We start from the raw sequence: 22966 nt of genomic DNA on the forward strand, positions 1-22966 counted from the left end.
ATATAATACAACACGAGGAAAAACATGAATACAGAAATTCGCATTATTCCAATAACCGGCATAGGTGAAGTGGCCCCAGGAACTGACCTGGGTCTTCTCATCTTTGAAGCATTACAGCACCAGAACTGCGCCCTTCAGTCTGGAGATATTCTGGTCATCACCCAGAAAATCGTCTCGAAAGCCGAAGGGCGTATTGTCCATCTGGAAGATATCGAGCCATCGCCTTTCGCGGTGCGATTTGCCGCTGAACATAACAAAGACGCGCGACATGTCGAAGTGGTGCTTCGCGAGAGTAAACGCATCGTGCGCATGGATCGAGGGATTATTATCAGTGAAACACACCACGGCTTCATCTGCGCCAACGCTGGCGTTGACGAATCCAATGTGGAGGGCGGAGACATTCTGACCCTGCTTCCCGAGGATTCGGATGCGTCGGCAAGCCATATTCGCCAGCGTCTTCAGGAGCTCCACGGCGAGACCGAGAAACTAGAAATAGCCGTCATTATTTCTGATACCTGGGGTCGCCCCTGGCGCAGCGGTCAGGTCAATATGGCAATCGGAGTCGCAGGAATGAATGCGCTGACCGATTATCGAGGGCAGAACGACCCCTATGGCTTCGAGCTTCGCGCCAGCATTATCGCTGTTGCAGATGAACTTGCCGCCGCTTCAGAACTGGTCATGGGGAAAGTGAACGCAGTTCCCGTTGCCTTGATCCGGGGCTATGAGTATCATCCTGGCACCGGCAATGCAAAGACACTGCTTCGCGAAAGCAGTCAGGACATGTTCCGCTAAGCAACAACCGATATACAGGGAGCAACCGTGGCTATCGATTCCAACACCAAAACAACAACAGGCAGGCAGCTCAACTCACTCGATGAGATCATCAGTGGCCGCCGCAGCGTTCGGCAGTTTCAGCAACGAGCCGTACCGCGCGAGTACCTTGAACGCATGCTGGAAGCCGCTCGCTGGGCACCATCACCACACGGGCGCCAGCCGTGGCGTTTCGCTGTCGTCACGCGCCCCGAGCTCAAGCAGGAGCTTGCCACTCAGATGGGTGACGAATGGAGACGTAATCTGGAAATGGACGGGCAACCCGACGAGATCGTCACGCTGCGGCTGGAAAAATCACGACAGCGCATTCTCAACGCGCCCGCCATCATCATTCCCTGCCTCTACCTGGAAGAGCTGGACACCTACGCCGATGAGCAGCGACAGGCACATGAAACAACCATGGCCATTCAGAGTATCGGCGCTGCCATTCAGAATATGTTGCTCATGGCCTACTCACTTGGGCTGGACACCGGCTGGATGTGCGCCCCACTCTTTTGCCCGGGAATAGCCCGCGAGGCGCTGGAGCTGGATCATGCCTTCATTCCCCAGGCCATGATTATTGTGGGCTATGCGGCAGCCGATCCCAAGCGCAAGCCTCATCGCCCCATTGAAGAACTGATAGTACGTTTCGATTGAGGATAAAGTCACCATGATAGTAGTGCTTGCAGGCGGGGTCGGCGCTGCTCGCTTCCTTCAGGGAGTGGTGCAGGTTGTCCCCCAGGAAAATGTGACCGTTATCGCCAATACCGGAGATGATCGCGAGTTTTATGGGCTCCACGTCTCCCCCGATGTTGATATTGTGCTCTACACCCTGGCGCATCTGGTTGACGAAAAGCAGGGATGGGGCATTCAAGGCGACACGTACCATACTATGAAGCAGCTTACCGCCTACGGTTATGAAGATTGGTTCGCCCTGGGAGATCGAGACCTTGCCACCCATATTCATCGGACCAACCTGCTCCGTCAGGGAAAAACGCTGTCCGAGATCACCGAGCAGATGCGCGAAAAGCTGGGACTTTCACTGCGCGTGATACCGATGACCAACGATCAAGTCGCTACCCACGTGCAAACGCCGGACGGCCTTATTCACTTTGAGGAATATTTTGTCAAGCGGCGTTGTAATGATGAAGTACAGGGTATTACCTTTGTAGGCGCTGAAACTGCCAGCCCTGCCCCGGGCGTACTTGAAGCGATTCGCGAAGCCGAGGCAGTGCTACTCGCACCAAGCAATCCCATTGTCAGTATTGGCAGCATCCTTTCCATTCCGGGTATTCGTGAAGCCGTACGCCAGACAAAGGGAAAGGTTGTCGCGGTCAGCCCGATTGTCGGAGGCGCAACGATTAAAGGGCCAGCAGATAAAATGATGCGCGGTCTGGGTATGGAGGTCTCAGCAGCAGGGGTCGCCCAAAGCTATCAAGATTTTCTCGATACAATGGTCATTGATACACAGGATGAAGGGCTCGCCCCGGCAATCGAGCAAGCGGGTATACAATGCATCGTGACCAATACCATTATGCGTGATCTGGATGCGAAAACCGAGCTTGCCAGAACGGTACTGCGTGCAGCGGGGGTGCTCTAAGTCAGTACACATAAAGAACAGGCAGTGGTAGAAACATAATGACATATAAAGCGCTTATTCCCGTCAAACGTCTTACAGAAGTGAAAAGTAGATTGGCTCCCCACCTCTCGCAAAAACAGCGGGCAGACCTGGTCCTTGAGATGCTCCGGCACGTTATTGATGCCTTACAGACCAGTAATGCGCTGGATGCCATTCTTGTTGTCAGCGCGGATCCCCATGTGCTGGCTCAGGCCAGTGCCTGGGGGGCACAGCCCTCACCCGAAGAGGTACCAGGCCACAACGAGGCACTCCATGCGGCAGCGATCCGAGAGCGCAATGCAGGAACCGGGGCACTTCTGACTATTTCTGCCGATCTGCCGTTGCTCCATCCTGACGACATCCGTCAGATGCGCAATCTCGCCGAAGAGCACGCCGTTGTTCTGGCTCCCTCCCGCGACGGGACCGGTACCAACGCCCTGCTCACTCGCCCCCCTCTCGCGATTCCATACCGTTTCGGACCTGGCAGTTTCCAGCTTCACCGCGAGGCAGCACAGGATCTCGGCTTACAGCATACGCTGTATACCAGCATCGGGAGCGCCCTGGATATTGATGTGATTGACGATCTAACCGCGCTCAAATACCTGAAAGCCGAGGCCGTACGAAATCGCAATTCGCTAGTAAGCTAAACAAAATCGGAGCACTTATCACATGACAAAGAGCCTCTCAGCAAAAGCACGTACTTTCCTTCAGGAGCGCCGCTTTGCGGTCCTGGCCACCATTAATCCGGATGGGAGCCCGCAGCTTTCCGCAATGTGGTATCTGCTTGAAGACGAGCATACCATCCTGATGAACACAGAAGCAAACCGCATCAAAGCACGCAACATACGTCGAGATCCACGTGTCTCTGTTTGCTTCGAGGATGGGGGCTATCTTACCATCTCAGGGACCGTTGAGCTGATCGACGACCCGGATATCGCGCAGCGTGACATCTATCGTCTGGCCGCACGATACGACGGCGAAGAACAAGCCCGGAAGCAGATGGAAGTGTATTCCAAAGAGCAACGGGTTTCTCTCCGTATCAGGATTACCAACATTGTTGAAAACATATGAAAGATAAGGAGCAAGCTACAATGGCAAAACAGATTCCTGAAGCTTATCAGAAGCTTTTTAAGGCGAAAAGCTTTGCGCACCTCGCAACCATAATGGCCGATGGTACCCCACAGATCACCCCGGTCTGGATCGATTTTGACGGCCAGCACATCCTGTTCAATACGGTGAAAGGGCGCACCAAAGACGTCAACATCCGCAAGCGCCCTCATGTTGCGCTCTCCATTATCGACCCGGAGAACCCCTACCGCTATGTCTCCATACGCGGGAAAGTGGTTGAGATTACTGAAGAGGGGGCAGAAGAACACATCGATCACCTGGCCAAGCGCTATCTGAATCAGGATAAACATCCCTTCCGTCGCCCCGGTGAGGTACGCGAGATCTGCAAGATTGAAGTCGAGCACATTGTTGGCTAGCCAGCGAACAAAGGGGCCAGGTTGTAATCTATGCCTGGCCCTGTATCCGCTCCTTACGAGAGCGATTTTGCTGAATAACTGACTTTGATACCGTTCTCATCAGCGCTTGCTCCAGTTGCACAGTAGGTAAAACCGGGAAGCAGCCGGGCCGGATCTACCTGTAAATAGGTATTCACCTTCCCCTCAAAATCGGCAGCGAAATTGGTTGCTGGAATCCCTCCCATATCGGCATGAATCATCCGGACCTGCACCTTACAATCCTGCACATAGGGCTGCATCACAAGCGTGAAATGCTTGGTAGTCTGAAAGCCGAAAATCGTTATCTGATCATCTCCGGTAATCGCGAACTGATTGTTCTGCTGATAGGAGACCTGTGCATTACTGACCTGCCCGGGAAGCTCAGAGGCCGCCGCATCAATGTTCTTTGTCAAAATCTGCGAAAGAAATGGATAATTGAACTGAACAACAATTGCGTCTTTCCGATTGGCAGGCGTCTGTGTGACCGGTGGGCGATCACCGCCAAGAAACCATACGGCAAAGACAGCAAGACCAACTGCACCCACCAGGACGCCAAGTAAGAAGGTCAATAGCAAGCATCCAAGAGGCCGTCGTGCCTTTGGCGATCGCGGAGCTGAGACTTTCGGGCTGGAGGATGCAGGAGATGGGGCAGCGGGCCTCTGTATTGGCTGCGTTGTATCATCATAAGAACTCATCAGTCTCTCCTTTAAACACAGTACTCATCATCATTTCAGGCCAGGGTACAGCGTCATTTTTGCCAGAGTATCACGTTAAATCAGTAATCTCCTATTGTACAATATGCCTATGCTCTCTTTTCATTGTGCCGAGATACTGATACTATATATATCTATTTCTATCAGATCTTCGAGACAAAACACATCATCGTATCTCATCGGGCTCTATCCAGTGTGCATCATACCTTTCTGTGCAGGATGACGCAAGTTTCCAGCACAGTCTTTTCCTCTTTTTTGTGCACATTGCACAAACCCAACTATAAAACTTTCGGACAAAGTAACTGTAGTATCCCTTTCCTCGGAGCGATACTATATCTACAGAGAAAAGCACTCAGCGACTTGCTGAGCCAACAAGCACAGTATCTTATGCAAAATAACTAATAGAAATACGTGAGCAATGTGTGCTGCAAGAACCGGCAAAGGTGCAGGTATTTACGCGAAAGTCTGAGAAAACAAGAGGAGAGGTAAGCAGATGACTCCAGAGGAAGTCTTACGATTTGCCGAAGAGAACGGCGCAAAGATGGTAGACCTGAAATTTTCCGACCTGCCCGGAAGGTGGCAGCATTTCAGCATGCCCATCCGTCAACTCTCTGAAGATATGTTTCTCGAAGGTTTGCCATTCGACGGATCAAGCGTCAAAGGCTTCCAGGCGATTCACGAAAGTGATATGCTGGTCTTGCCAGATCCTGACACAGCATTCATGGACCCATTTACCGCAGCACCAACATTGAGCCTCATCTGTAATATCGCCCATCCTGGCTCTCGAAAGCCATACAGCCGTGATCCCCGTTACGTTGCTCAAAAGGCTGAAAATTACCTGCGTACGAGTGGCATTGCAGATACAGCATACTTTGGCCCGGAAGCGGAGTTCTTCGTCTTCGACAGCGTCCACTACACCTCAACCGATAACAAGCAGTGCGTCGAGGTTGATTCGGATGAGGCAGCATGGAACAGTGGCCGCGATACAATGGCTGATGGCAGTCGCAACAAGGGCAGCTTTATGGCGGTCAAGGGCGGCTACTTCCCTGTTGCCCCCAATGATACCTTGCAGGATCTGCGTACAGCGATGGCACTTCAGCTTGAAGAACTGGGCATTGAAGTCGAAACGCAGCACCACGAGGTCGGCGCGGCAGGACAGTGTGAGATTGATATCAAGTTCGGTACCCTGCTGAGAACAGCCGATAACATCCTGCTTTATAAGTATGTTATCCGCAATATGGCCCGTCGTTTCGGCAAGACAGCAACCTTTATGCCCAAGCCGGTCTTCGGTGATAACGGCTCTGGAATGCATACCCATCAGAGCCTCTGGAAAGATGAAAAGCCCCTCTTCTACGATCCTGATGGCTATGCCGGCCTTTCTGAGACAGCTCGCCACTACATCGGCGGTGTGCTGATGCATGCACCTGCCCTGATGGCGATTGCCGCACCGACCACCAACAGCTATAAGCGTCTGGTGCCCGGCTTCGAGGCTCCGGTCAATCTGGTCTTCTCCCAGGGCAACCGCAGTGCTGCTATTCGTATCCCGAAATGCACCAGCCCGAAGGGAACACGCATCGAGTTCCGCCCGCCAGATCCAACGGCAAACCCCTACCTGCTGTTCTCGGCTCTGTTAATGGCAGGTCTGGACGGTGTTCGCCGCCAGATCGATCCAACCGATTTCGGTTATGGCCCGATCGATAAAGACCTGTACCATCTCCCGAAGGAAGAGCTGCGTGACATCTGCTCGGTTCCCGCCTCGCTGGAAGAGTCGCTGAAGGCTCTGGAAACCGATCATGCCTTCCTGCTCGAAGGTGATGTGTTCACAACTGATCTGATCGAAAAGTATATTGATCTTCTGCGCGAGGAGTCGACAGCAGTACGGTTGCGCCCGGTGCCCATCGAATTCGCACTGTACTATGATGCATAAACAATTTCGCCTCCTTTGAAATGAGAAGAGCCACCCTGACCACAGCATGGTCTTGAAAAATGGGTGGCTCTTCTCATTTACATGTAGTAGCCGCCATACAGGACATAAGCCCATACATACGTCATCTGAACGGGCTCTTTCCTCAACGAAAGTGTTAACAATGTCCGCAAAATGTGATACTATATGAATCTACAGGGCGTTTTAAAAGCAGAACGCGCTGTAGAAAGCACCCTCTGAAAGGGCACCAGCAGAAAGGGAGCAACTGACGTCATGGAACCACTTGTTGATAGCTATGGCAGACGTATCAAAAGCATGCGTATTTCAATTACTGATAAATGTAATTTCCGCTGCACCTATTGTATGCCTGCAGAAGGGCTCCCCTGGCTGAAAAAAGCCGAGATTCTCAGCTATGAGGAAATTGTGCGCATCAGCCGAGTCGCCGTTAACATGGGCATTGAACAAATTCGTCTGACCGGTGGCGAACCGCTTGTCCGGCGGGATGTTCCTGATCTGATCCGTCAACTCCATACGCTGGAAGGCCTGCGTAGCCTGAGCCTGACCACCAACGGCGTGCTCTTGAAGCAGCAGGCGCAAGCACTGGCAGAAGCAGGGCTCACCCGCATTAATGTCAGTCTCGATTCCCTGGTACGCGAGAAATTTGCCCAACTCACCCGGCGTGATCAAATTGAACGTGTCCTGGAGGGTCTGGAAGAAATCAAAAAATATCCCTCGATTCATCCCATCAAAATCAATGCCGTGGCAATGCGCGACTTCACCGAAGAAGAGGTACTCGATTTTGTGCGCTTCGCTCGCGACAACGCCTTTGTTGTCCGCTGGATTGAGTTCATGCCCCTCGACGCCGACCAGATCTGGCGGAAAGAAGACATCCTGACCGGCGCGGAGATCAAGGCCATTATCGAAGCAGCCTATGGACCGCTAGTACAAATTAAAGGCGATCCCTCAGAAACCGCCCGCCGCTACACCTTTAGCGATGGTGTGGGCGAGATCGGCTTTATTAATCCGGTCAGTGAGCCTTTCTGCTCCTCCTGCGACCGCATTCGCCTGACAGCCGATGGGCAATTACGCACCTGCCTCTTCGCTACTGAAGAAACAGACCTGCGCTCAGTGGTCCGCTCCGATGCCAGTGATGCACAACTCGCAGATGTGATTCGTCAGGCAGTCTGGCATAAGGAGCTCAAGCATTATATTGGAGATAAGCGCTTCAAGCGTGCAAGTCGTACTATGTCCAGAATAGGGGGATGAGGCCGCAGCGTCAAAACTCGGTTTCTTCACCCCTTACCACAGTACCATACTCCGACGTTAGTTTCTATTCAACAAGCATATAACTTCATGTAGATACACTGTTACCTCAAAGCGTTATATTCGTTTCTATAGTCAAATGGACATCTAATGGAAGTCCTGAAGTATTAAGTTTAGCACGTATTATAGAAGATATTCCATTGGTCGGGAGTTTAGGACCAGAAAGAGGGGCTCTGTGGAATACCATGACAGTGATCTACTGACAGTTCGAGAAGTCGCAAAACGATTGCGTGTTGATGATACTACCGTCAGACGGTGGATCAAAAATGGAGTTCTAGACGCAATCACCTTACCCCATCGTGGCACACGGCAGGCCTATCGCATCCGCCGTTCCACGCTAGAGCGGCTTCTGGCTCCATCACAACAACCGCCTCTTCAGTAAGAACTGAGGGCCTGTTTGTGCTGTCCATCGACTTCGGTAGTATTTCCTCTACTACCGAAGTCTAACCTTGTAGCACTGCAAGATAGGATCTCCGCAAAGAGAACAATCAGGCTCCCCGACAAGGAGAAAGACCAGAAAAGAGGCCTAGAGTTCCCGCCGATACAGGCGCATACCGGAAGGCACCACAGCTTCAGTCGGACGCATTTCACACTTTGCCGCCAGACGCTCGGCACCGGGATGACTGCTCGGAAGGAGCGCCTCAAAATAGACCGGAATTCCCTCTTGTTCCGCCTCAAAAGCGAATTCAAACGCCAGTACCTGTGCATGATTGAGCGCCCCACGCAAGAGAAGATGCCCCCCATGTTGTCCGCGTAGACGGGGCAAGACAGCCCCCTGACAGAGAAAATGGTATCCCTCCTCATCGCGCAAAAGCTGCACGACGGTAAACCCTGCTTTTTCTCCCTCAAAACCTTCCAGTGTCCCGGCCTGACTCCATGTCGCCAGTTCGTCCTCGTCATCGGTCACAACAAAAGCATTTGTGGAAGGCTGAAGTGCATCCAACCACATAACGAATTCACTCTCACTCATCTCCTCCGTTCCATCAATACGCGCAGCCTCTTGATGAATACGAAATAGAGCCACTTCATCCCCTTCTCGAAAATTCCGAATACGCATATTCTAGTAACTTTCTGCTCGTATACAACAAAAAATTCAGTCTGTCCAGGCTACCAATTATATAACATATCTAACAGCTTCAACAGAGTGGCAGTTCTCCTGGAGGCTTTACTGACTACAGCAGTGCTTTTGAGATATACTTTTGATATGAGAAAACTCATACTTTTCTCCCTGCTCTGACACCCATTCGCACTAACATGTTAGAAGGAGTAACACAGCTTGACAGATCAGCATCTTGAACGCATCCGCCAGACCACACCCGCCACATCGACACACATCTATCTGAATACTGGCACATTCGGCCCACTGCCGATTTGTGTGGCCCAGGCCATGCAGCAGCAAACGGAAGACGAGCTTCGGGGTGGACGTATTGGAGGCAAGCCCTTTGAGAAGCTTAGTGCTATCTATGCAGCCGCTCGCAGCAATGTAGCACAGTTATTACATGCCAGCATCGATGAAATTGCGCTTACCGATAATACCGGTGAGGGTCTGAACATTGTCTGCTATGGCTTCAACTGGCAGGCAGGAGATGAAGTTATCACCACCGATCACGAACATGTCAGTGCTCTGGCTCCCCTGTATCAGATCCGCGAGCGATTCGGCATCTCTATCAAGGTGGCTGAACTAGGCCCTCGCGCTGACGCACCACTTGCAGAGACGATAGAACGCCTGATTACAGAGCGAACCCGCCTGATCGTGCTCTCACACGTCACCTGGACGACCGGAACCGTGCTGGACATCGCTTCGGTCAATCGCATGGCCCACGCGCATCATATTCCAGTGCTTATTGATGGCGCTCAATCGGCAGGTGCTATTCCCATCGATGTCAAGGAGCTGGACGTCGATTTCTATGCGCTTCCTATGCAGAAGTGGCTCTGTGGTCCCGATGGAACCGGAGCGCTGTTCGTCAGCCAGGAGGCACGTGAGTATATTCAACCAACCTACGTCGGCTACTGGTCAGCAAAGTCGTTCCACGGAGACGACTGGCAGCTTAACGAGAGCGCACAGCGTTTTGAGTTAGGCGGCCGCCAGACCGCAGCCATTGCCGGGCAGAATGCCGCACTGGAATGGCTTGAAAAGACGGTTGGCTATGACTGGCTCTTCGCCCGTATTTCCCAGCTCCATGCTTATGCTTATGAACGCCTGCAAACGGTGCCGGGTTTAACACTGCTTACACCGGTTCCCGGAGCTAGCGGTCTGCTCGCATTCACCCTTGATGGCAAAGCTTCCGATGAGATATCAAAGCAACTCGCGGAACACCATAATATCCTCATTCGTGATATTCCGGAAACAAAGGCTCTGCGCGTTTCCACCGGTTTCTACAATACAGAGGCCGAGATAGATGCATTGGTTGCCGCGCTCTGCTCCCTCTAAGTTCATAAGAATGCTGAAGTGTCCGCTCCATTGGCGGCCTTCAGCATTCTTATCGAGCTTCCACCCGCCTTTATTCCCCCTATACTGGCTTGTCCTGGCCTCACCATAACCTTGACTTTTACCAGAAGTGCATGCTATGCTATCCTGCAAAGTAAACGTTTTCTTCTTTTATTCAAAAGGAGCAAGGGGATTACATCCTCCTTTTTGAAACGCCAGAGGAGACGACCAGAGAAGATGAGATGATGCCCACATACAGCATAGTACGCCCGGGTGAAGGGAGGGACAGACGGCACCCGCTTTGAGTTGAGACCCTGTTTAGCGATCTCGATCCGGCCGCTTCCACCAAGCAGCTCACATCCGACCCACTCATACAGAACACGAAAATACCTAACAGGCAACAAGGATTGTTGCGCAAGGAGAAAACATATGGCAGAGAATCTGTCGGTTCACTCGCCAACGCAGGCAGGCAATACAATTCAATCTCCTGCACCTGACACACAACTCTCTCCACAGAAAGCGCTCCCAAAGAAGAGAAAACAAAGTCGCTTGCTTCAACAAATGTGGCGAGAACGCTGGATTTACGTGCTGGCCCTGCCCGGCATTGTGTATTTTCTACTCTTTCATTACTGGCCTCTGCTCGGCAATATTATTGCGTTCCAGGACTACTCACCTTTCCTCGGCTATTTTCGCAGTACCTGGGTAGGCTTTGCCAACTTTGCGCGTCTATTTACCGACCCCGATATTCTCATCGTGCTGAAGAACACGCTGGTCATCAGCCTGCTTCAGCTTATCTTTGTCTTTCCATCTGGCATCATACTTGCGCTCCTGCTGAACGCGGTCGTCAGCGAGCGGCTCAAACGCCTGATGCAAAGCGTTGTCTATCTCCCTCACTTCCTGAGCTGGGTTATCATCGTCAGTATCTGGCAGCAAATCTTTGGCGGAGATGGCTTTATCAACCATCTGATCACCGGCACAGGCGGCCAGCCGATTGATTTTCTGGGCAACCCGAACCTGTTCCAGCCAATGATTATCCTGCAAATTATCTGGAAAGAAAGCGGCTGGAGTACCATTATTTTTCTGGCAGCCCTCTCCGGCATCAACCTTCAACTCTACGAGGCAGCCGTTGTTGACGGTGCAAGCAAGTGGCGTCGTCTCTGGCATATCACCCTTCCGGGTATCCGAAACATTATAGCCCTGCTGCTTATCCTGCGGATTGGAAGCGTGTTGAGCACAGGCTTTGAACAGATCTTCCTGCAACAAAAAGGCATGCCAATGGAGGTTGCAGAGGTCATTGATACCTTCGTATACTCGCGTGGTATTTTGAATGGCGAGTGGGGGTACACAGCAGCCGTGGCCTTAACCAAAGCGCTTATCGGCCTCATCCTGATCTACACCTCAAATAAAATCGCCAGGAAATTCGGAGAGGAGGGCTTACTTTAATGGCACCCTGGATGACAAAACGAACGTTTCTAGAACGCTGGTCACTGCGGCTCGTGATGCTTCTGATCGCGATTGTGATGATCCTTCCTTTCCTCTATGTCGTCTCGGTCAGCTTCTCCAGCTACAAAGACGTGGTTAGCGCGAATCTGGTGATCTTTCCGCTGCATCCAACTCTTGAAGCTTATCAATGGGTGCTCTCGGGAGGCAGTATTCTACAGAGCTTCTTTAACAGTGTCATTATCACCGCCGGCGGCACCGCCATTAACATGTTTATGACAACCACAATGGCCTATGCGTTGAGCCGCAAAAATGTTCCAGGCCTGAAACTCATTCTGTGGATGGTGTTGCTCACTTTCCTGATCTCTCCGACCATGATTACCAGCTATCTGGTAGTACGAGATATGCACCTGCTTGGCACATGGTGGGCGCTGCTGCTACCGGGCGCGATCAGCACCTTTAACCTGATCGTGATGCGCCAGTTCTTCATGGGACTGCCTGAGGAGCTGATAGATAGCGCTCGCATTGATGGAGCCAGTCATCTGCGTATCCTGTGGAGCATCGTGCTTCCGCTCTCAAAAGCCTCACTGGCCGCGATCGCACTTTTCTACGCCGTGGCTCACTGGAACAGCTTCTTTAATGCCGTCATGTATATTAATGATCCGCAGCTTTACCCGTTAACGCTGATCTTGCGTCAGATCGTGCTTCAGGGAACCATGCCACCCGATGCAGCCACCCTTTCCTCAACACCGCCGCCCAATCTGACCATCCAGATGGCCGTGGTCGTTATCACAATGGTGCCTATTCTGCTTGTCTATCCGTTCTTGCAGAAACACTTCACAAAGGGTGTGCTTACCGGCTCGATCAAGGGATAGGAGATTGTATCAATGTCAGTTTCAAAGAAAGTAGCCCTGCTGGTTATCCCGTCGCTTCGGCCTCAGATTTTCACCGCTGGGGCCCTGCAACAGCTTTACGCCGTGGCCGATGTCGCCACACTGCAAAGCGAGAATCCGCAGGAACAGGAGCTACTTGAACTTTTAGAGGGGGCAGTGGCCTGTATCACTGGCTGGTCAACCCCGACACTGACCGACACCATGCTTGATCAGTGCCCCCATCTGCGCCTCGTCGCTCATACAGCAGGCACAATTCATCACCTGATTCCAGACTCCTTCTTTGAGCGCGGCTTGCGCATCACGCACTCAAACTCGGCGCTCGCTGAAGGGGTAGCCGAGTTTACCGTGCTTCAGGCGCTGCTCTGCTCGACCAGACTGCATGAGTTTGATCGTGCAATCCATGCAGCGCACCCGCAATGGCATCCCATTCCACCGGGACGCCTGCTCAGCGCGCAGGTCTTTGGTATCGTGAGCGCCAGTACCATTGGACGTGAGGTGATCAAGCGACTGCGCCCGTTTGGCTGTCGCATTCAGGTCTATGATCCGTTTCTAAGTGACACGGCAGCGCAGGAACTGGGAGTCAGCAAGGTCGACCTTGAGACGCTCTTTGCCACCTCGGATATCGTCTCTCTGCACACGCCACTGCTTCCCACGACACGAGGAATGATCAAGGCCACGCACTTCGCCCGCATGCGCGACGGCGCTATTTTCCTGAACACAGCACGCGCAGGCCTGGTTGAAGAAGAGGCCTTGATTGCTGAGCTGAAGAAGGGACGTATCTATGCCGCGCTTGATGTCTATCATCAGGAGCCACTGCCATTAGAGAGCCCGCTACGCAACCTGCCAAATGTGGTTCTCTCGCCTCATATTGCAGCTCTTACCAGAGACACGCTCTTTAAACAGGGACAGATGATGGTAGATGAGGTTCAACGCTTCCTTCAGGGCGAAAACCTCTGCTACGAAATCAGTCCCTCACAGCTTGCAACAATGGCATGACGCCTCTCCAGAACGGTCTTTCCGCTCCCACCAGCTACTCTGCCAGGAGCGGATTTTTCTTTTTTGACTGCATAAACCCTTTTTTCCGTTTGTATTATTACAACGCTTCTCCCCCTTTTATATCTATTTCTGACAATATAACTCTGGCGTCGAGAGGAGATCCAACCTTTCATAACAGGCAGACAACGTTTTCTATCTCTCTCTTGACGAATAGGCTTCTCTCATGCTATTCTACGGCTAGAAAAGGGTAAACGTTTTCTATCCCCTTGCCCCTGCTGTCGGAGAAAGTTGCCTCTGTGTTGTTGGGGCTATTTAGACATATGGGCCAATGGGCAACGATGCTCCCGATCGCTTCACAAATTATCTGTAAACAGTGACGTTTGCATCGACTTCTATTTGCTTTGAGGAGGACCCTTATGAGCGACGTTTCACAGCCCAATGAGAAAAAACAAGGTATTTATAATCGTCGCCGCTTCTTTCAAGTCGCAGCTCTTTCAACCGGCAGCGCTCTGCTCGTCGCCTGTGGAGGCTCTGACCCTGCGCCGCTCACGAAAGTGACACCGGTCGCAACCATTCCAGCGGCACAAGCGACTGCCACGGCCACGGCCTCTATCGGAAAAACCTTCTTTCCTTCAGGTGATCCCAATATTCCGGACGCCTACACAGTCCCCCCACCTCTGACACAGTCGGTCGAATATGTCCCGGGACGCGGCAACAAAGTGAAATTCTTCTGTCTGAGCTACAAGACGCCGCCTACTCCCCTCAATCAGAACAAGTACTGGCAGGAGCTGAACAAACGCCTCAATATCCAGTGGGAAGCTAACCTTGTCAATTTCGATACCTATAATGAGAAAGCCACAGCCATTCTGGCAAGCGGGGATGTTCCCGATCTCTTCTATCTCAGTGTTACTGACAATCCTGCACTGCTGACCCCGGTCCAACAAGGAGCCTTCACCGATCTGACCCCATTTCTGACCGGCGACGAGTTGAAAAAGTATCCCAATCTGGCGAAATTCGGCGAAATCACCTGGAAGAACTCACGCCTGAATGGGAAGATCTACGGCGTGCCGCGCCCGCGCCCGATTCCCGGGAGCGTCCTGCACATTCGACGAGACTGGATGAAGAAGCTTGGTATCAAGGACCCAACCAATAAAGATGAGTTCCTGACAATGCTCAAGGAGTTTATGAAGGCGAAGCCGGATGGAGCGCAGTGCTGGGGCATTGGAGGCCTGGCAGGTACAACGAATTTCATTTTGCAACTCTTTGGCACCCCCAATATCTGGCGGCTGGAGAGCAGCGGCAAGTTGACCTACTACTATGAAACCGATGAGTTCAAAGCGGGCATCGACTATCTCAGAACCCTCTACAAAGAAGGAGTCATCCATCCTGATGAAATCCCTGGTAGAGGCAATAGCGCCACTATTGATAAACTCAACGGTGGTAAAATCGCGGCCTATCAGGATGGTTGGGGCGGCTTCTGGAACAAACGCCTTGCGCTCAAGCGCATCAAGCCAGAATCGGATCTCAGCATGCTCATCCCGTTCAATGCGGATGGCAGCCATAAAGCCAACCATTGGACCGGCCCCGGCTTCTATGGAATGGCCGCCATTCCTGCTCAGGTAGGTGGCGATGCTGAGCGCGTGCATGAACTGCTGCGTATCCTTGACTATTTCTGTGCTCCCACCTTTAGCATTGAGGGTGACTTCATCGCAAAGGGGCTTGACGGTTGGGACAATCAGAAAGACCCCAAAACTGGCGTCAAGAAACTGACGCCAACCGGTGACAAGGAGATCGCAGAACTCAACTACATCGCGAACCCGCCCTATGTCTACTACTTTGCGGAAGATCCGGAGTTTGGTCCTGCCTTCCAGAAATTCGATCGGGAGTTGCAAAAGATCGGCATAGCAGATCCGACTACAGGAAAGGTCTCACAGGCACAGACCAAAAACAACGCGAAGTTGAACCAGATCTATAACGACCGCTTCTATCGTATTGTCAAGGGTGCTCTTCCCCTCAGCGCAGTTGATGATCTGGCCAATGAATGGCGCAAAAATGGCGGTGAAGATATCCGCAAAGAGTTCATGGACCAGCTTCAGAAACAATAGAACAACTCTTCTCCTTTGGGCAGGTACAGGGGTCATCTCTTGAGCAAGGATGGCCCCTGTCTTTCTTTTATAGAGCAGATCTAACGCTCGCCTGCTGCGACAGCCTCTTCCAGCCTCAGGGAAAGAATACTTGAAGCGCTATTGCGCATAGAGACTCCATAAATAACCTGCGCTGTCGTCATCGTAACGCGGTTATGCGTGATCACGATAAACTGTGTCTTCTGGGACATGCGTCTCAGGATATCACAGAAGCGGGTCACATTCGATTCGTCAAGTGCAGCATCCACCTCATCCAACAGACAGAATGGCGGTGGGTTAATTTCCAGCAACGAGAATAATAGTGCAGCCGCTACTAAAGCGCGTTCCCCACCTGAGAGCAACGAAAGATCCTGCACTTTCTTTCCGGGAGGCTGTACAATCACTTCTACCCCGGTCGGCATCCCCGCGGGCGCATCTTCATTGCGTGAGGTGACCAATTCCAGTCGAGCCATCCCCCCATTAAACAAGGTAGTAAAATGCTCTTTAAAGCGCTCATTGACGGCGCGGAAGGTTGCCTCAAATTGCCGGGCCATCGTTGCATCAAGCTGCTCAATAATGGAGTGCAACTGTTGTGAGGCCTGTTCCAGATCAGCTATCTGGGTAGTCAGGAACTCGTGACGAATTCGTGTTTCCTCATAGAGCTGTGGAGCGTTCTCGTCACAGCCGCCCATTGCCTTCAAGCGAGAACGCAAAGAGTCCACCCGCCTGCGCAGCTTACGCAAACGCGTTTCCTCCTCCTCTGTAAGCTGTCCGTCTCCTGTCTCATCCTCCCGGTTCGCGTAGCGCGAGAGCTCTTGCGGGTCTTCAATCCCCATCTCCTCCTGCAATTGAGTAAGCAATGTCTCTACGGCATCTCGTGCCCGCTGGCATTCGAGCAAGGAGCGCCGATAGATATTCTCCTGCTCATTCTTGCGTTGTTGAAGCTGCATTCGCTCTCGGTCAATCGCTGCAATATGTTGCTCTACATCGGCAAGCTGTGCCTCAACGGTTTGCAGATTCGTAGCAAGCATGTTCGCTTTTTCCCGGGCCTGTCCCAGTTCGTCGCGCAGGCGCTCAAGAGTGGTCAGAAGCTCCTGTTTGCTCTGTTCTACTTCCTTTGCACGTGTCACCTGCTGATCGACCTGGGAGCGCAAATCCCGGGCAAGGGCCTGCTGTTGTACCAGTTGTTGTTGTAACGATTTCGCCTCCTGCCGCTTGACGGCCAGGGCGGTGCGCTCACGGTTCAACTCATCCTGACGGCGCCGATAGGCGGTCGCTCGCTCTTCCATCTCATACTGTAACTCTTCGACAATCCCCTGCAATTCACGTTGTGACTTCTCATGTTGCTGCACCCGCTCCTGAACGGCGACAAGCTCCTGCTCAAGACCAGCGACTTCCGCCGCGAGCTGCTGTTCAACCGAAGCAGACAATTGAATCTCGGTCTGGAGACGTTCAAGCTCACGCTGAGAACCCTGCACCCCCCTATTCAAATCATGAATCCGCGCTCCCAATTTCTGGATCAGCTTATCCAGAGCGTTCTGTTCAGCTCGTCGGCCCTCCTGTGCCCGCTGAATCTCGCTCATTAAGGTGTTTAGCTGATCAAGCGCCTCCTTCTGCTCCTCAAGCTGAGCGGGCAGCGCTCGCAGCTCACGTTCATATGCAAGCAAGCCCTGCTGACCACCATCTTTCCCATCACCACCCGAAAGCCAACCATCCACATGCAGCGCATCTCCTTGAAGAGTAACAACAGAAGTAAAGGGCAGATCGCTATCAGAGGAGATACTGAGTTGTAGCACCCATTCCATGAGTTCTCGGGCTATCGCAAGATCTTGAACGACGACAGCTCCACGCAGCAGGCGCCGAAAAAGCGGGCGAAAACGTGGCTCACATTGCACCAGTTGCCAGGCAAAACCACACACGCCTTCACATACCTGTGGCTTCTCGGCCAGAAAGCGCTGCAAGATGGCCTCTTCTACCTCCCCTTGAATCTGACTCACAACCTCATCCTCCCCTTCACGTTCCAACCAGAGCAGCATTGCCTTGCCAGCACGCGACGTTTTCAGATATTCCCGGCAGTTCAAAGCATCTTCGAGCGTCTGAACGACGACAGCCTGCATATAGGAACCAAGCGCCGCCTCTATCGCCTGCTCCATCCCTTCCGACACAACTCCCAGTTGTGGTACAGGCCCGATCAGCCCTCTCAATTTCTCGGTGGGAGCCCGCAGCAGCGCCCGTACTCCATCACTATAGCCACTCAGGCTTTGTCGCCACTGCTTCAGCATATTCAAGCGATCCGAAAGGGTACGCCGACGGCGCTCCGCCTCGGCAAGCAGGTTTTTCAGCCGCTCATATTCCTGTTGCGCCTCAGCAATGCTACGCTGAACAGCCTGTCTCCTCTGTGTTGCCTTTTGTTCCTCGCTCCGCTCCTCTTCCAATCTTTGACGTTCGGTCTGAAGACGCGCTTCAATGGTCTGAAGATTGTGCTGCGCTCTGGCAATCGTTTCACGGCGTGCCGCCAGCGTACGGTTTCGCTCACCCAGTTGCTTCTGCAATCGTCCCAATTCCGTCTGGCTGGAACCAAGCCGGGCCTGCAACTGGATCAGATCATTCTGAGCTCCTCGCAAGCGGCGTTCATCCATCTCATATTCTTTTTGCGCTTTCGCCACTTCTGCCTCAAGGGTTGCCAGACGTGCTGAGCCATTATCAACTGCTTCTTCAGCCAGATCACATTGTTCTTCCAGGTCAATCGTCTGTTTCTGCACCGCGATCAGGCGTTCGCGTAAACGACGTTCCTCTTGCTGAAACGCGGCTCGCTGGCGATCGAGACCGCCCAGGCGTTCTTCGTTGACTGCAAGCTCACGCTCGATCTTTTGAACCTGATTATACGCTTCATTCCAGAGGCGACGCACCTCCGCAATACGTCCCTGTGTTTGCTGACGCGCAGAGCGCAGAAGTTCACTTCGTTCATTTGCTTCCTGCAAGGCTCCTTCAAGCTGCTGCATCTTCCGGGCCTGCTCTTGCTCTCTCTGCTCGGTAAGCTCTTTCGTTGTCAGCAGTCTCCGCCACTGCAACGCATACCAGGAAAGCAACACATCCTGTAACTCGGTCGTGAGCTGTTTATATTCGAGCGCCTTGCGGGCTTGCTCTTTGAGAGGAGCGAGCCGTGGCTCGATTTCGCTTACGATATCACGAACCCGTTCTAGATTCTGTTCTGTTTGCCGGAGACGATTTTCAGCATCGGTACGCTGGACCTGATAGGGACGAATACCAGCTGCATCCTCAAAAAGCCCGCGTCGTTCTTCGGCACGCAGGCTGAGTGTCGCGTCAATCATCCCCTGCCCGATCACGGTATAGGAATCGTGACCGATACGCGCCTGTGCCAGAAGCAACAACACATCCTTCAGGCGGACCTTTCGCTTGTTAATCAGATACTCATTCTCCCCTGAGCGGTAGCTTCTCCGGGTGACGGTGATCTCGCTATACTCTGAGGGAATCCAACCAGTACTATTATCAATGGTCAGTGACACCTCGGCCATGCCAAGAGCCGCACGACCGTGCCCACCCGCAAAAATAATATCATCGCTCTTCTTGCCGCGTAGCTGCCGCATACTCTGTTCACCCAGAACCCAGCGCATGGAATCCGCAACATTGGACTTCCCGGCCCCATTCGGGCCAACAACGGCAGTGATTCCCGGGCTAAACTCAAGCACGGTACGTGCGGCAAAGCTCTTAAAGCCAAGCATCTCCAAGCGCTTTAAATACACAGCCTGGTCCAAGCCTCCATCTAGATATTGCCAGATGTAGCGAATAATAGCATAGAGCATGGTTGCTGGTCGAGAGGGAAGGAGCAAGCAGCCATGCTCTCGAAAACAGCCATATATTTCTTGGCTATATGAAACACACGTAAAAAAGATATGTTCGTTGGTTCTCCTTCCTTTCTTAATCAACGAACACGGCCTCCAGAGAAAGGACAGCTATTCGCGTGGTAGAACATCCCAAAGCAACCAGACAAAAATGGTAATAGAAAACCCACACAGATGTTTTTAACCGCCCTGATAACTCCCCTTACCATATACCACCAAATCACGCCTTTCAAGATATCGAACTGTTACCGTTCCACGCAAACAGGGAACCACTGCTTCATGCGCAACCTCATCTACCAGAACGCCATCAGCCTCCCCTTCATGGCTATAGGAAATGCACTCGCGCAGCAAAAACACCTCCTGTCCGCTTATCAACTGCACCGGAAGCTCACCCCATGCACCCACACCACACACAAAACGATAGACATGACGCGCCTCCCATTGCGCAGCCGGAACCACAAAATCTTGCTCAGCCGGGAACGAATAATAGCTGCTTTGAGCCTCATCCTGTTCCTGTACCTGCGCCTCTCCCCGAACAAGCGCCTGAACAGCCCGCACGAGCAAGACACCGCCCAGTTCTGCACAGCGTATTTCCAGTTGCTCATAATCAATTCCCTCTGGCACAGAAAGTGCTCCCTGAGCCAAAATCGCGCCACTGTCCATCTTCTCTTCAAGCAGATGAACACTCACCCCGGTACGCTCGCATCCAAACCGAAACGTCCAGAACAACGGCACGGGACCACGGTTCGCAGGCAGCAGCGATGGATGGACATTCAGACTTCCCAGACGAGGTATCCGCAATACCGACCGCGGAATACGCGTGGAAAAACAGGCAACACAGATCAGATCAGGCCGATAGGCCGCCAGCATCTTCCGAGTCTCAGGGGCAGAAAGCGAAAAAACATCCCAGACCGGGATGGAATGCTTCCAGGCTATTTGTACAATAGAGGTATGGAGCGATGAGCGAACGATGGGGAGAAGCACACGTTTCCCCGCAGGCGGCTCGCGCCGCCGATAACCCTGCAAAGTTCTCCCCGGCAACGCCTGAGCGGGAAGAATCACAGCACAAACCTCAATCCCGCTTTTCAAGAGAGCCGAGAGGACCGGCGCGGAAAAACTCCCTTCCATACCAAAAAACAGAACGCGAGGTCGCTCTGGTTCAGAATGTTGATTTGACATGCTACTTCACATCTTGTAGTATCACTTTAAGGCGGATTCGCTTATCCAACGTATCAGGAGTTCCATCATGCCACGAACGGTCTATTGTGTCAAACTAAAACAAGAGCTCCCTGGCCTGGAAAAGCCACCTTTTCCCGGCGAGCTAGGGCAGCGCATTTATGAACATATCTCTCAACAAGCCTGGCGTATGTGGCCAGCACAGAGCATGCAGATTATTAATGAGCGGGGCCTGAATATGGCTGACCCTGAAGCCCGCAAGATCCTGCGCCAGGAAATGGAAAAATTCTTTTTTGGTGATGAAGCCAGATCAACGCAGCAACAAGAGCCGGGTCAAAGGCTGGTCTACTGTGCGAAATTGCAGCGTGAGCTTCCCGGCTTAGAGAAGCCGCCATTCCCGGGACCGCTTGGACAACGGATCTATGAAAGTATCTCCAAGCAGGCCTGGGAGATGTGGCCAGCCCAAAGCGTCCTTATTATCAACCATTATGGACTGAATATGGCCGACCCCGAAGCCCGCAAGATCCTGCGCGAACAGATGGAAGAGTTCTTCTTTGGTCAGGATGCTCGCATGCCAGAAGGTTGGACACCCGAAGCGGCAGGAGCTGGACCACAGCGCAAGGGCGGGGGTGGCGTCGCAAGGAAGAAATGAAACAACAAGGCAATATCCTACTTCTCTCGTGCTATGAACTGGGCCATCAACCATTTCACCTCGCCTCACTCTCAGCGATCTTACGGCAGGCAGGCTACGCCCCTGTAGCCGTCGATACTGCCGTAGAATCGCTCACAGATGAGGCAATCAAGCGTGCTCGTTTCATCGCCATCTCTGTACCGATGCATACAGCTTTGCGTCTGGGGGAACAACTGGCCCGACGCATCAGAGCGGTGAATCCACAGGCATTTATCTGCCTCTATGGGCTCTACGCGCTTCTCAATGCCGAGCATCTACTGCAAGGAACTATCGATGCGGCAATTGGAGGCGAATATGAAACGCCACTACTCAACCTGATTCAGGCACAGGAACAGGGCTCAACGCTTGAGATTCCTGGAGTCTACAGCAGGGAAGCAAGCAGCGGCCCGTGGATAGCACGAACACCCTTTATTATACCCGAGCGACAACAGCTCCCCCCACTTACGAGCTATGCTCGGCTACAATGGGGCGATGAGATCAGGCTAGCAGGCTACACCGAGACGACACGTGGCTGTAAGCACACCTGCACCCACTGCCCACTAACGCCTGTCTATAACGGTCGCTTCTTTGCCGTTCCGGTCCCAATCGTGTTAAATGACATCCGTGCTCAGGTTGAGCAAGGAGCACAGCACATCACGTTCGGCGATCCCGATTTCTGGAACGGCCCGACTCACGCAATGCGTATCTTACGCTCCATGCACCGGGAATTCCCGGAGCTGACTTTTGATGCTACCATTAAAATTGAGCATCTACTAAAACATCAGCACCTGCTCCCGGAGATGCGTGAGCTAGGCTGCGCCTTCGTCGTTTCAGCGGTCGAGTCGCTCAATGATCTTGTACTCCAACGGCTGAAGAAGGGACACACCGCCGAAGATGTCGCAACCATCTGCGATATTATGGATCAGGTGGGCGTGGCACTCCGACCCTCTCTGCTTCCCTTCTCTCCCTGGGAGACACTGGAGAGCTATCTTGCTCTACTCCAGTTTTTTGAGGATCGAGGCTACATTGAACATCTTGACCCTGTCCATCTCTCCATTCGCCTGCTTATTCCACCGGGTTCCGCCATTTTGGATGCCCCTGACCGCAACGAATGGCTAGGGAAGCTGGATGCAGCCGACTATACCTATCGCTGGCAACATCCAGACCCACGTATGGATCTGCTTCAAAAGCAGGTTGCACACCTGGTAGAAGAGGGTGAACAGTGCAAAGCAGACCCGGTTGAGACGTTCTTCCAGGTCAAAGCACTGGCACTGGCAATGCAGGATCAGCCATTCTCGGTTGCAGACGCGGTACAGCACTATCAGAAACGCGAAGTCTTGCCGCATCTGACCGAATCGTGGTTCTGTTGAGCAGAGCCGACGCGGGACCAGTTGGGTTCCACACGCTAAATCTCATTGTTACCCTTTTCTATCTTTCTCGTTTCCCTGATAGTAGAGATGTTCTCTCTGTTATCAGGGAACCGGGAA

20 protein-coding genes are annotated in these 22966 nt (G+C 52.6%); 16 read left to right on the top strand and 4 right to left on the bottom strand.

The window, feature by feature from the left end:
- Positions 1-24: 24 nt before the first annotated feature.
- The 6 genes from cofE to EI42_RS10440 are packed head-to-tail and all read left to right on the top strand — an operon-like array spanning position 25 to position 3912.
- Positions 25-792, top strand: coding sequence for a coenzyme F420-0:L-glutamate ligase (gene cofE, locus EI42_RS10415; RefSeq protein ID WP_111321572.1), 768 nt, complete (start codon positions 25-27; stop codon positions 790-792).
- Positions 793-819: 27 nt separating this feature from the next.
- Complete coding sequence (locus tag EI42_RS10420) at positions 820-1467, top strand: nitroreductase family protein (protein WP_211326112.1); 648 nt, start codon at positions 820-822, stop codon at positions 1465-1467.
- Positions 1468-1480: 13 nt separating this feature from the next.
- The gene (gene cofD / locus EI42_RS10425; protein WP_111321574.1) at positions 1481-2410 is read left to right on the top strand and encodes a 2-phospho-L-lactate transferase; all 930 of its coding nucleotides are present in this window, start codon (positions 1481-1483) and stop codon (positions 2408-2410) included.
- Between the two features lie 38 nt (positions 2411-2448).
- Positions 2449-3075 carry a 2-phospho-L-lactate guanylyltransferase gene (gene cofC, locus EI42_RS10430; RefSeq protein ID WP_111321576.1) on the top strand — a complete coding sequence of 209 codons (627 nt, stop codon included), beginning with the start codon at positions 2449-2451 and terminating at the stop codon, positions 3073-3075.
- A 22-nt stretch (positions 3076-3097) separates the two neighbouring features.
- Positions 3098-3499: a PPOX class F420-dependent oxidoreductase gene (locus EI42_RS10435; RefSeq protein WP_111321578.1), complete on the top strand. Its 402-nt coding sequence runs from the start codon at positions 3098-3100 to the stop codon at positions 3497-3499.
- Between the two features lie 20 nt (positions 3500-3519).
- The gene (locus EI42_RS10440) at positions 3520-3912 is read left to right on the top strand and encodes a PPOX class F420-dependent oxidoreductase (RefSeq protein ID WP_111321580.1); all 393 of its coding nucleotides are present in this window, start codon (positions 3520-3522) and stop codon (positions 3910-3912) included.
- A gap of 53 nt (positions 3913-3965) precedes the next feature.
- Here the strand turns inward: EI42_RS10440 and EI42_RS10445 are convergent, their stop codons facing one another.
- The gene (locus EI42_RS10445) at positions 3966-4625 is read right to left on the bottom strand and encodes a hypothetical protein (RefSeq protein WP_111321582.1); all 660 of its coding nucleotides are present in this window, start codon (positions 4623-4625) and stop codon (positions 3966-3968) included.
- Positions 4626-5136: 511 nt separating this feature from the next.
- On the opposite strand from EI42_RS10445, the gene glnA reads away from it, so the two are divergent.
- From glnA to EI42_RS10460, 3 genes are all read left to right on the top strand, one after another.
- The gene (glnA, locus tag EI42_RS10450; protein WP_111321584.1) at positions 5137-6570 is read left to right on the top strand and encodes a type I glutamate--ammonia ligase; all 1434 of its coding nucleotides are present in this window, start codon (positions 5137-5139) and stop codon (positions 6568-6570) included.
- A 270-nt stretch (positions 6571-6840) separates the two neighbouring features.
- Positions 6841-7833 carry a GTP 3',8-cyclase MoaA gene (moaA, locus tag EI42_RS10455; protein WP_111321586.1) on the top strand — a complete coding sequence of 331 codons (993 nt, stop codon included), beginning with the start codon at positions 6841-6843 and terminating at the stop codon, positions 7831-7833.
- Positions 7834-8065: 232 nt separating this feature from the next.
- Positions 8066-8272, top strand: coding sequence for a helix-turn-helix domain-containing protein (locus tag EI42_RS10460; protein WP_111321588.1), 207 nt, complete (start codon positions 8066-8068; stop codon positions 8270-8272).
- A gap of 144 nt (positions 8273-8416) precedes the next feature.
- Here the strand turns inward: EI42_RS10460 and EI42_RS10465 are convergent, their stop codons facing one another.
- Positions 8417-8947 (bottom strand): GNAT family N-acetyltransferase, encoded by a 531-nt coding sequence (locus tag EI42_RS10465; RefSeq protein ID WP_111321590.1) that lies wholly within the window; start codon positions 8945-8947, stop codon positions 8417-8419.
- Positions 8948-9166: 219 nt separating this feature from the next.
- On the opposite strand from EI42_RS10465, the gene EI42_RS10470 reads away from it, so the two are divergent.
- From EI42_RS10470 to EI42_RS10490, 5 genes are all read left to right on the top strand, one after another.
- The gene (locus EI42_RS10470; protein ID WP_111321592.1) at positions 9167-10321 is read left to right on the top strand and encodes an aminotransferase class V-fold PLP-dependent enzyme; all 1155 of its coding nucleotides are present in this window, start codon (positions 9167-9169) and stop codon (positions 10319-10321) included.
- Positions 10322-10747: 426 nt separating this feature from the next.
- Positions 10748-11761, top strand: coding sequence for an ABC transporter permease (locus EI42_RS10475; protein WP_111321594.1), 1014 nt, complete (start codon positions 10748-10750; stop codon positions 11759-11761).
- Positions 11761-12633, top strand: a complete 873-nt coding sequence (locus EI42_RS10480) for a carbohydrate ABC transporter permease (RefSeq protein ID WP_111321596.1) — start codon at positions 11761-11763, stop codon at positions 12631-12633. Before EI42_RS10475 ends, EI42_RS10480 begins: the two co-directional genes overlap by 1 nt.
- Before the next feature lie 12 nt (positions 12634-12645).
- Positions 12646-13647, top strand: coding sequence for a hydroxyacid dehydrogenase (locus tag EI42_RS10485; protein WP_111321598.1), 1002 nt, complete (start codon positions 12646-12648; stop codon positions 13645-13647).
- A gap of 416 nt (positions 13648-14063) precedes the next feature.
- On the top strand, positions 14064-15752 hold the full coding sequence (locus tag EI42_RS10490) for a type 2 periplasmic-binding domain-containing protein (protein WP_111321600.1): 1689 nt from the start codon (positions 14064-14066) through the stop codon (positions 15750-15752).
- 80 nt (positions 15753-15832) lie between these two features.
- Here the strand turns inward: EI42_RS10490 and smc are convergent, their stop codons facing one another.
- Together smc and EI42_RS10500 are read right to left on the bottom strand one after the other, a co-directional pair.
- Complete coding sequence (gene smc, locus EI42_RS10495) at positions 15833-19534, bottom strand: chromosome segregation protein SMC (protein ID WP_170142525.1); 3702 nt, start codon at positions 19532-19534, stop codon at positions 15833-15835.
- 279 nt (positions 19535-19813) lie between these two features.
- The gene (locus EI42_RS10500) at positions 19814-20761 is read right to left on the bottom strand and encodes a methionyl-tRNA formyltransferase (protein ID WP_211326113.1); all 948 of its coding nucleotides are present in this window, start codon (positions 20759-20761) and stop codon (positions 19814-19816) included.
- Positions 20762-20879: 118 nt separating this feature from the next.
- Here EI42_RS10500 and EI42_RS34865 point away from each other — a divergent pair, with 118 nt between their 5' ends.
- Together EI42_RS34865 and EI42_RS10510 are read left to right on the top strand one after the other, a co-directional pair.
- Positions 20880-21461: an oxidative damage protection protein gene (locus EI42_RS34865; RefSeq protein ID WP_211326114.1), complete on the top strand. Its 582-nt coding sequence runs from the start codon at positions 20880-20882 to the stop codon at positions 21459-21461.
- Positions 21458-22849, top strand: a complete 1392-nt coding sequence (locus EI42_RS10510) for a CUAEP/CCAEP-tail radical SAM (seleno)protein (RefSeq protein WP_111321606.1) — start codon at positions 21458-21460, stop codon at positions 22847-22849. Before EI42_RS34865 ends, EI42_RS10510 begins: the two co-directional genes overlap by 4 nt.
- Positions 22850-22966 lie beyond the last annotated feature (117 nt).

The organism is Thermosporothrix hazakensis, assembly GCF_003253565.1.
Taxonomy (GTDB): domain Bacteria; phylum Chloroflexota; class Ktedonobacteria; order Ktedonobacterales; family Ktedonobacteraceae; genus Thermosporothrix; species Thermosporothrix hazakensis.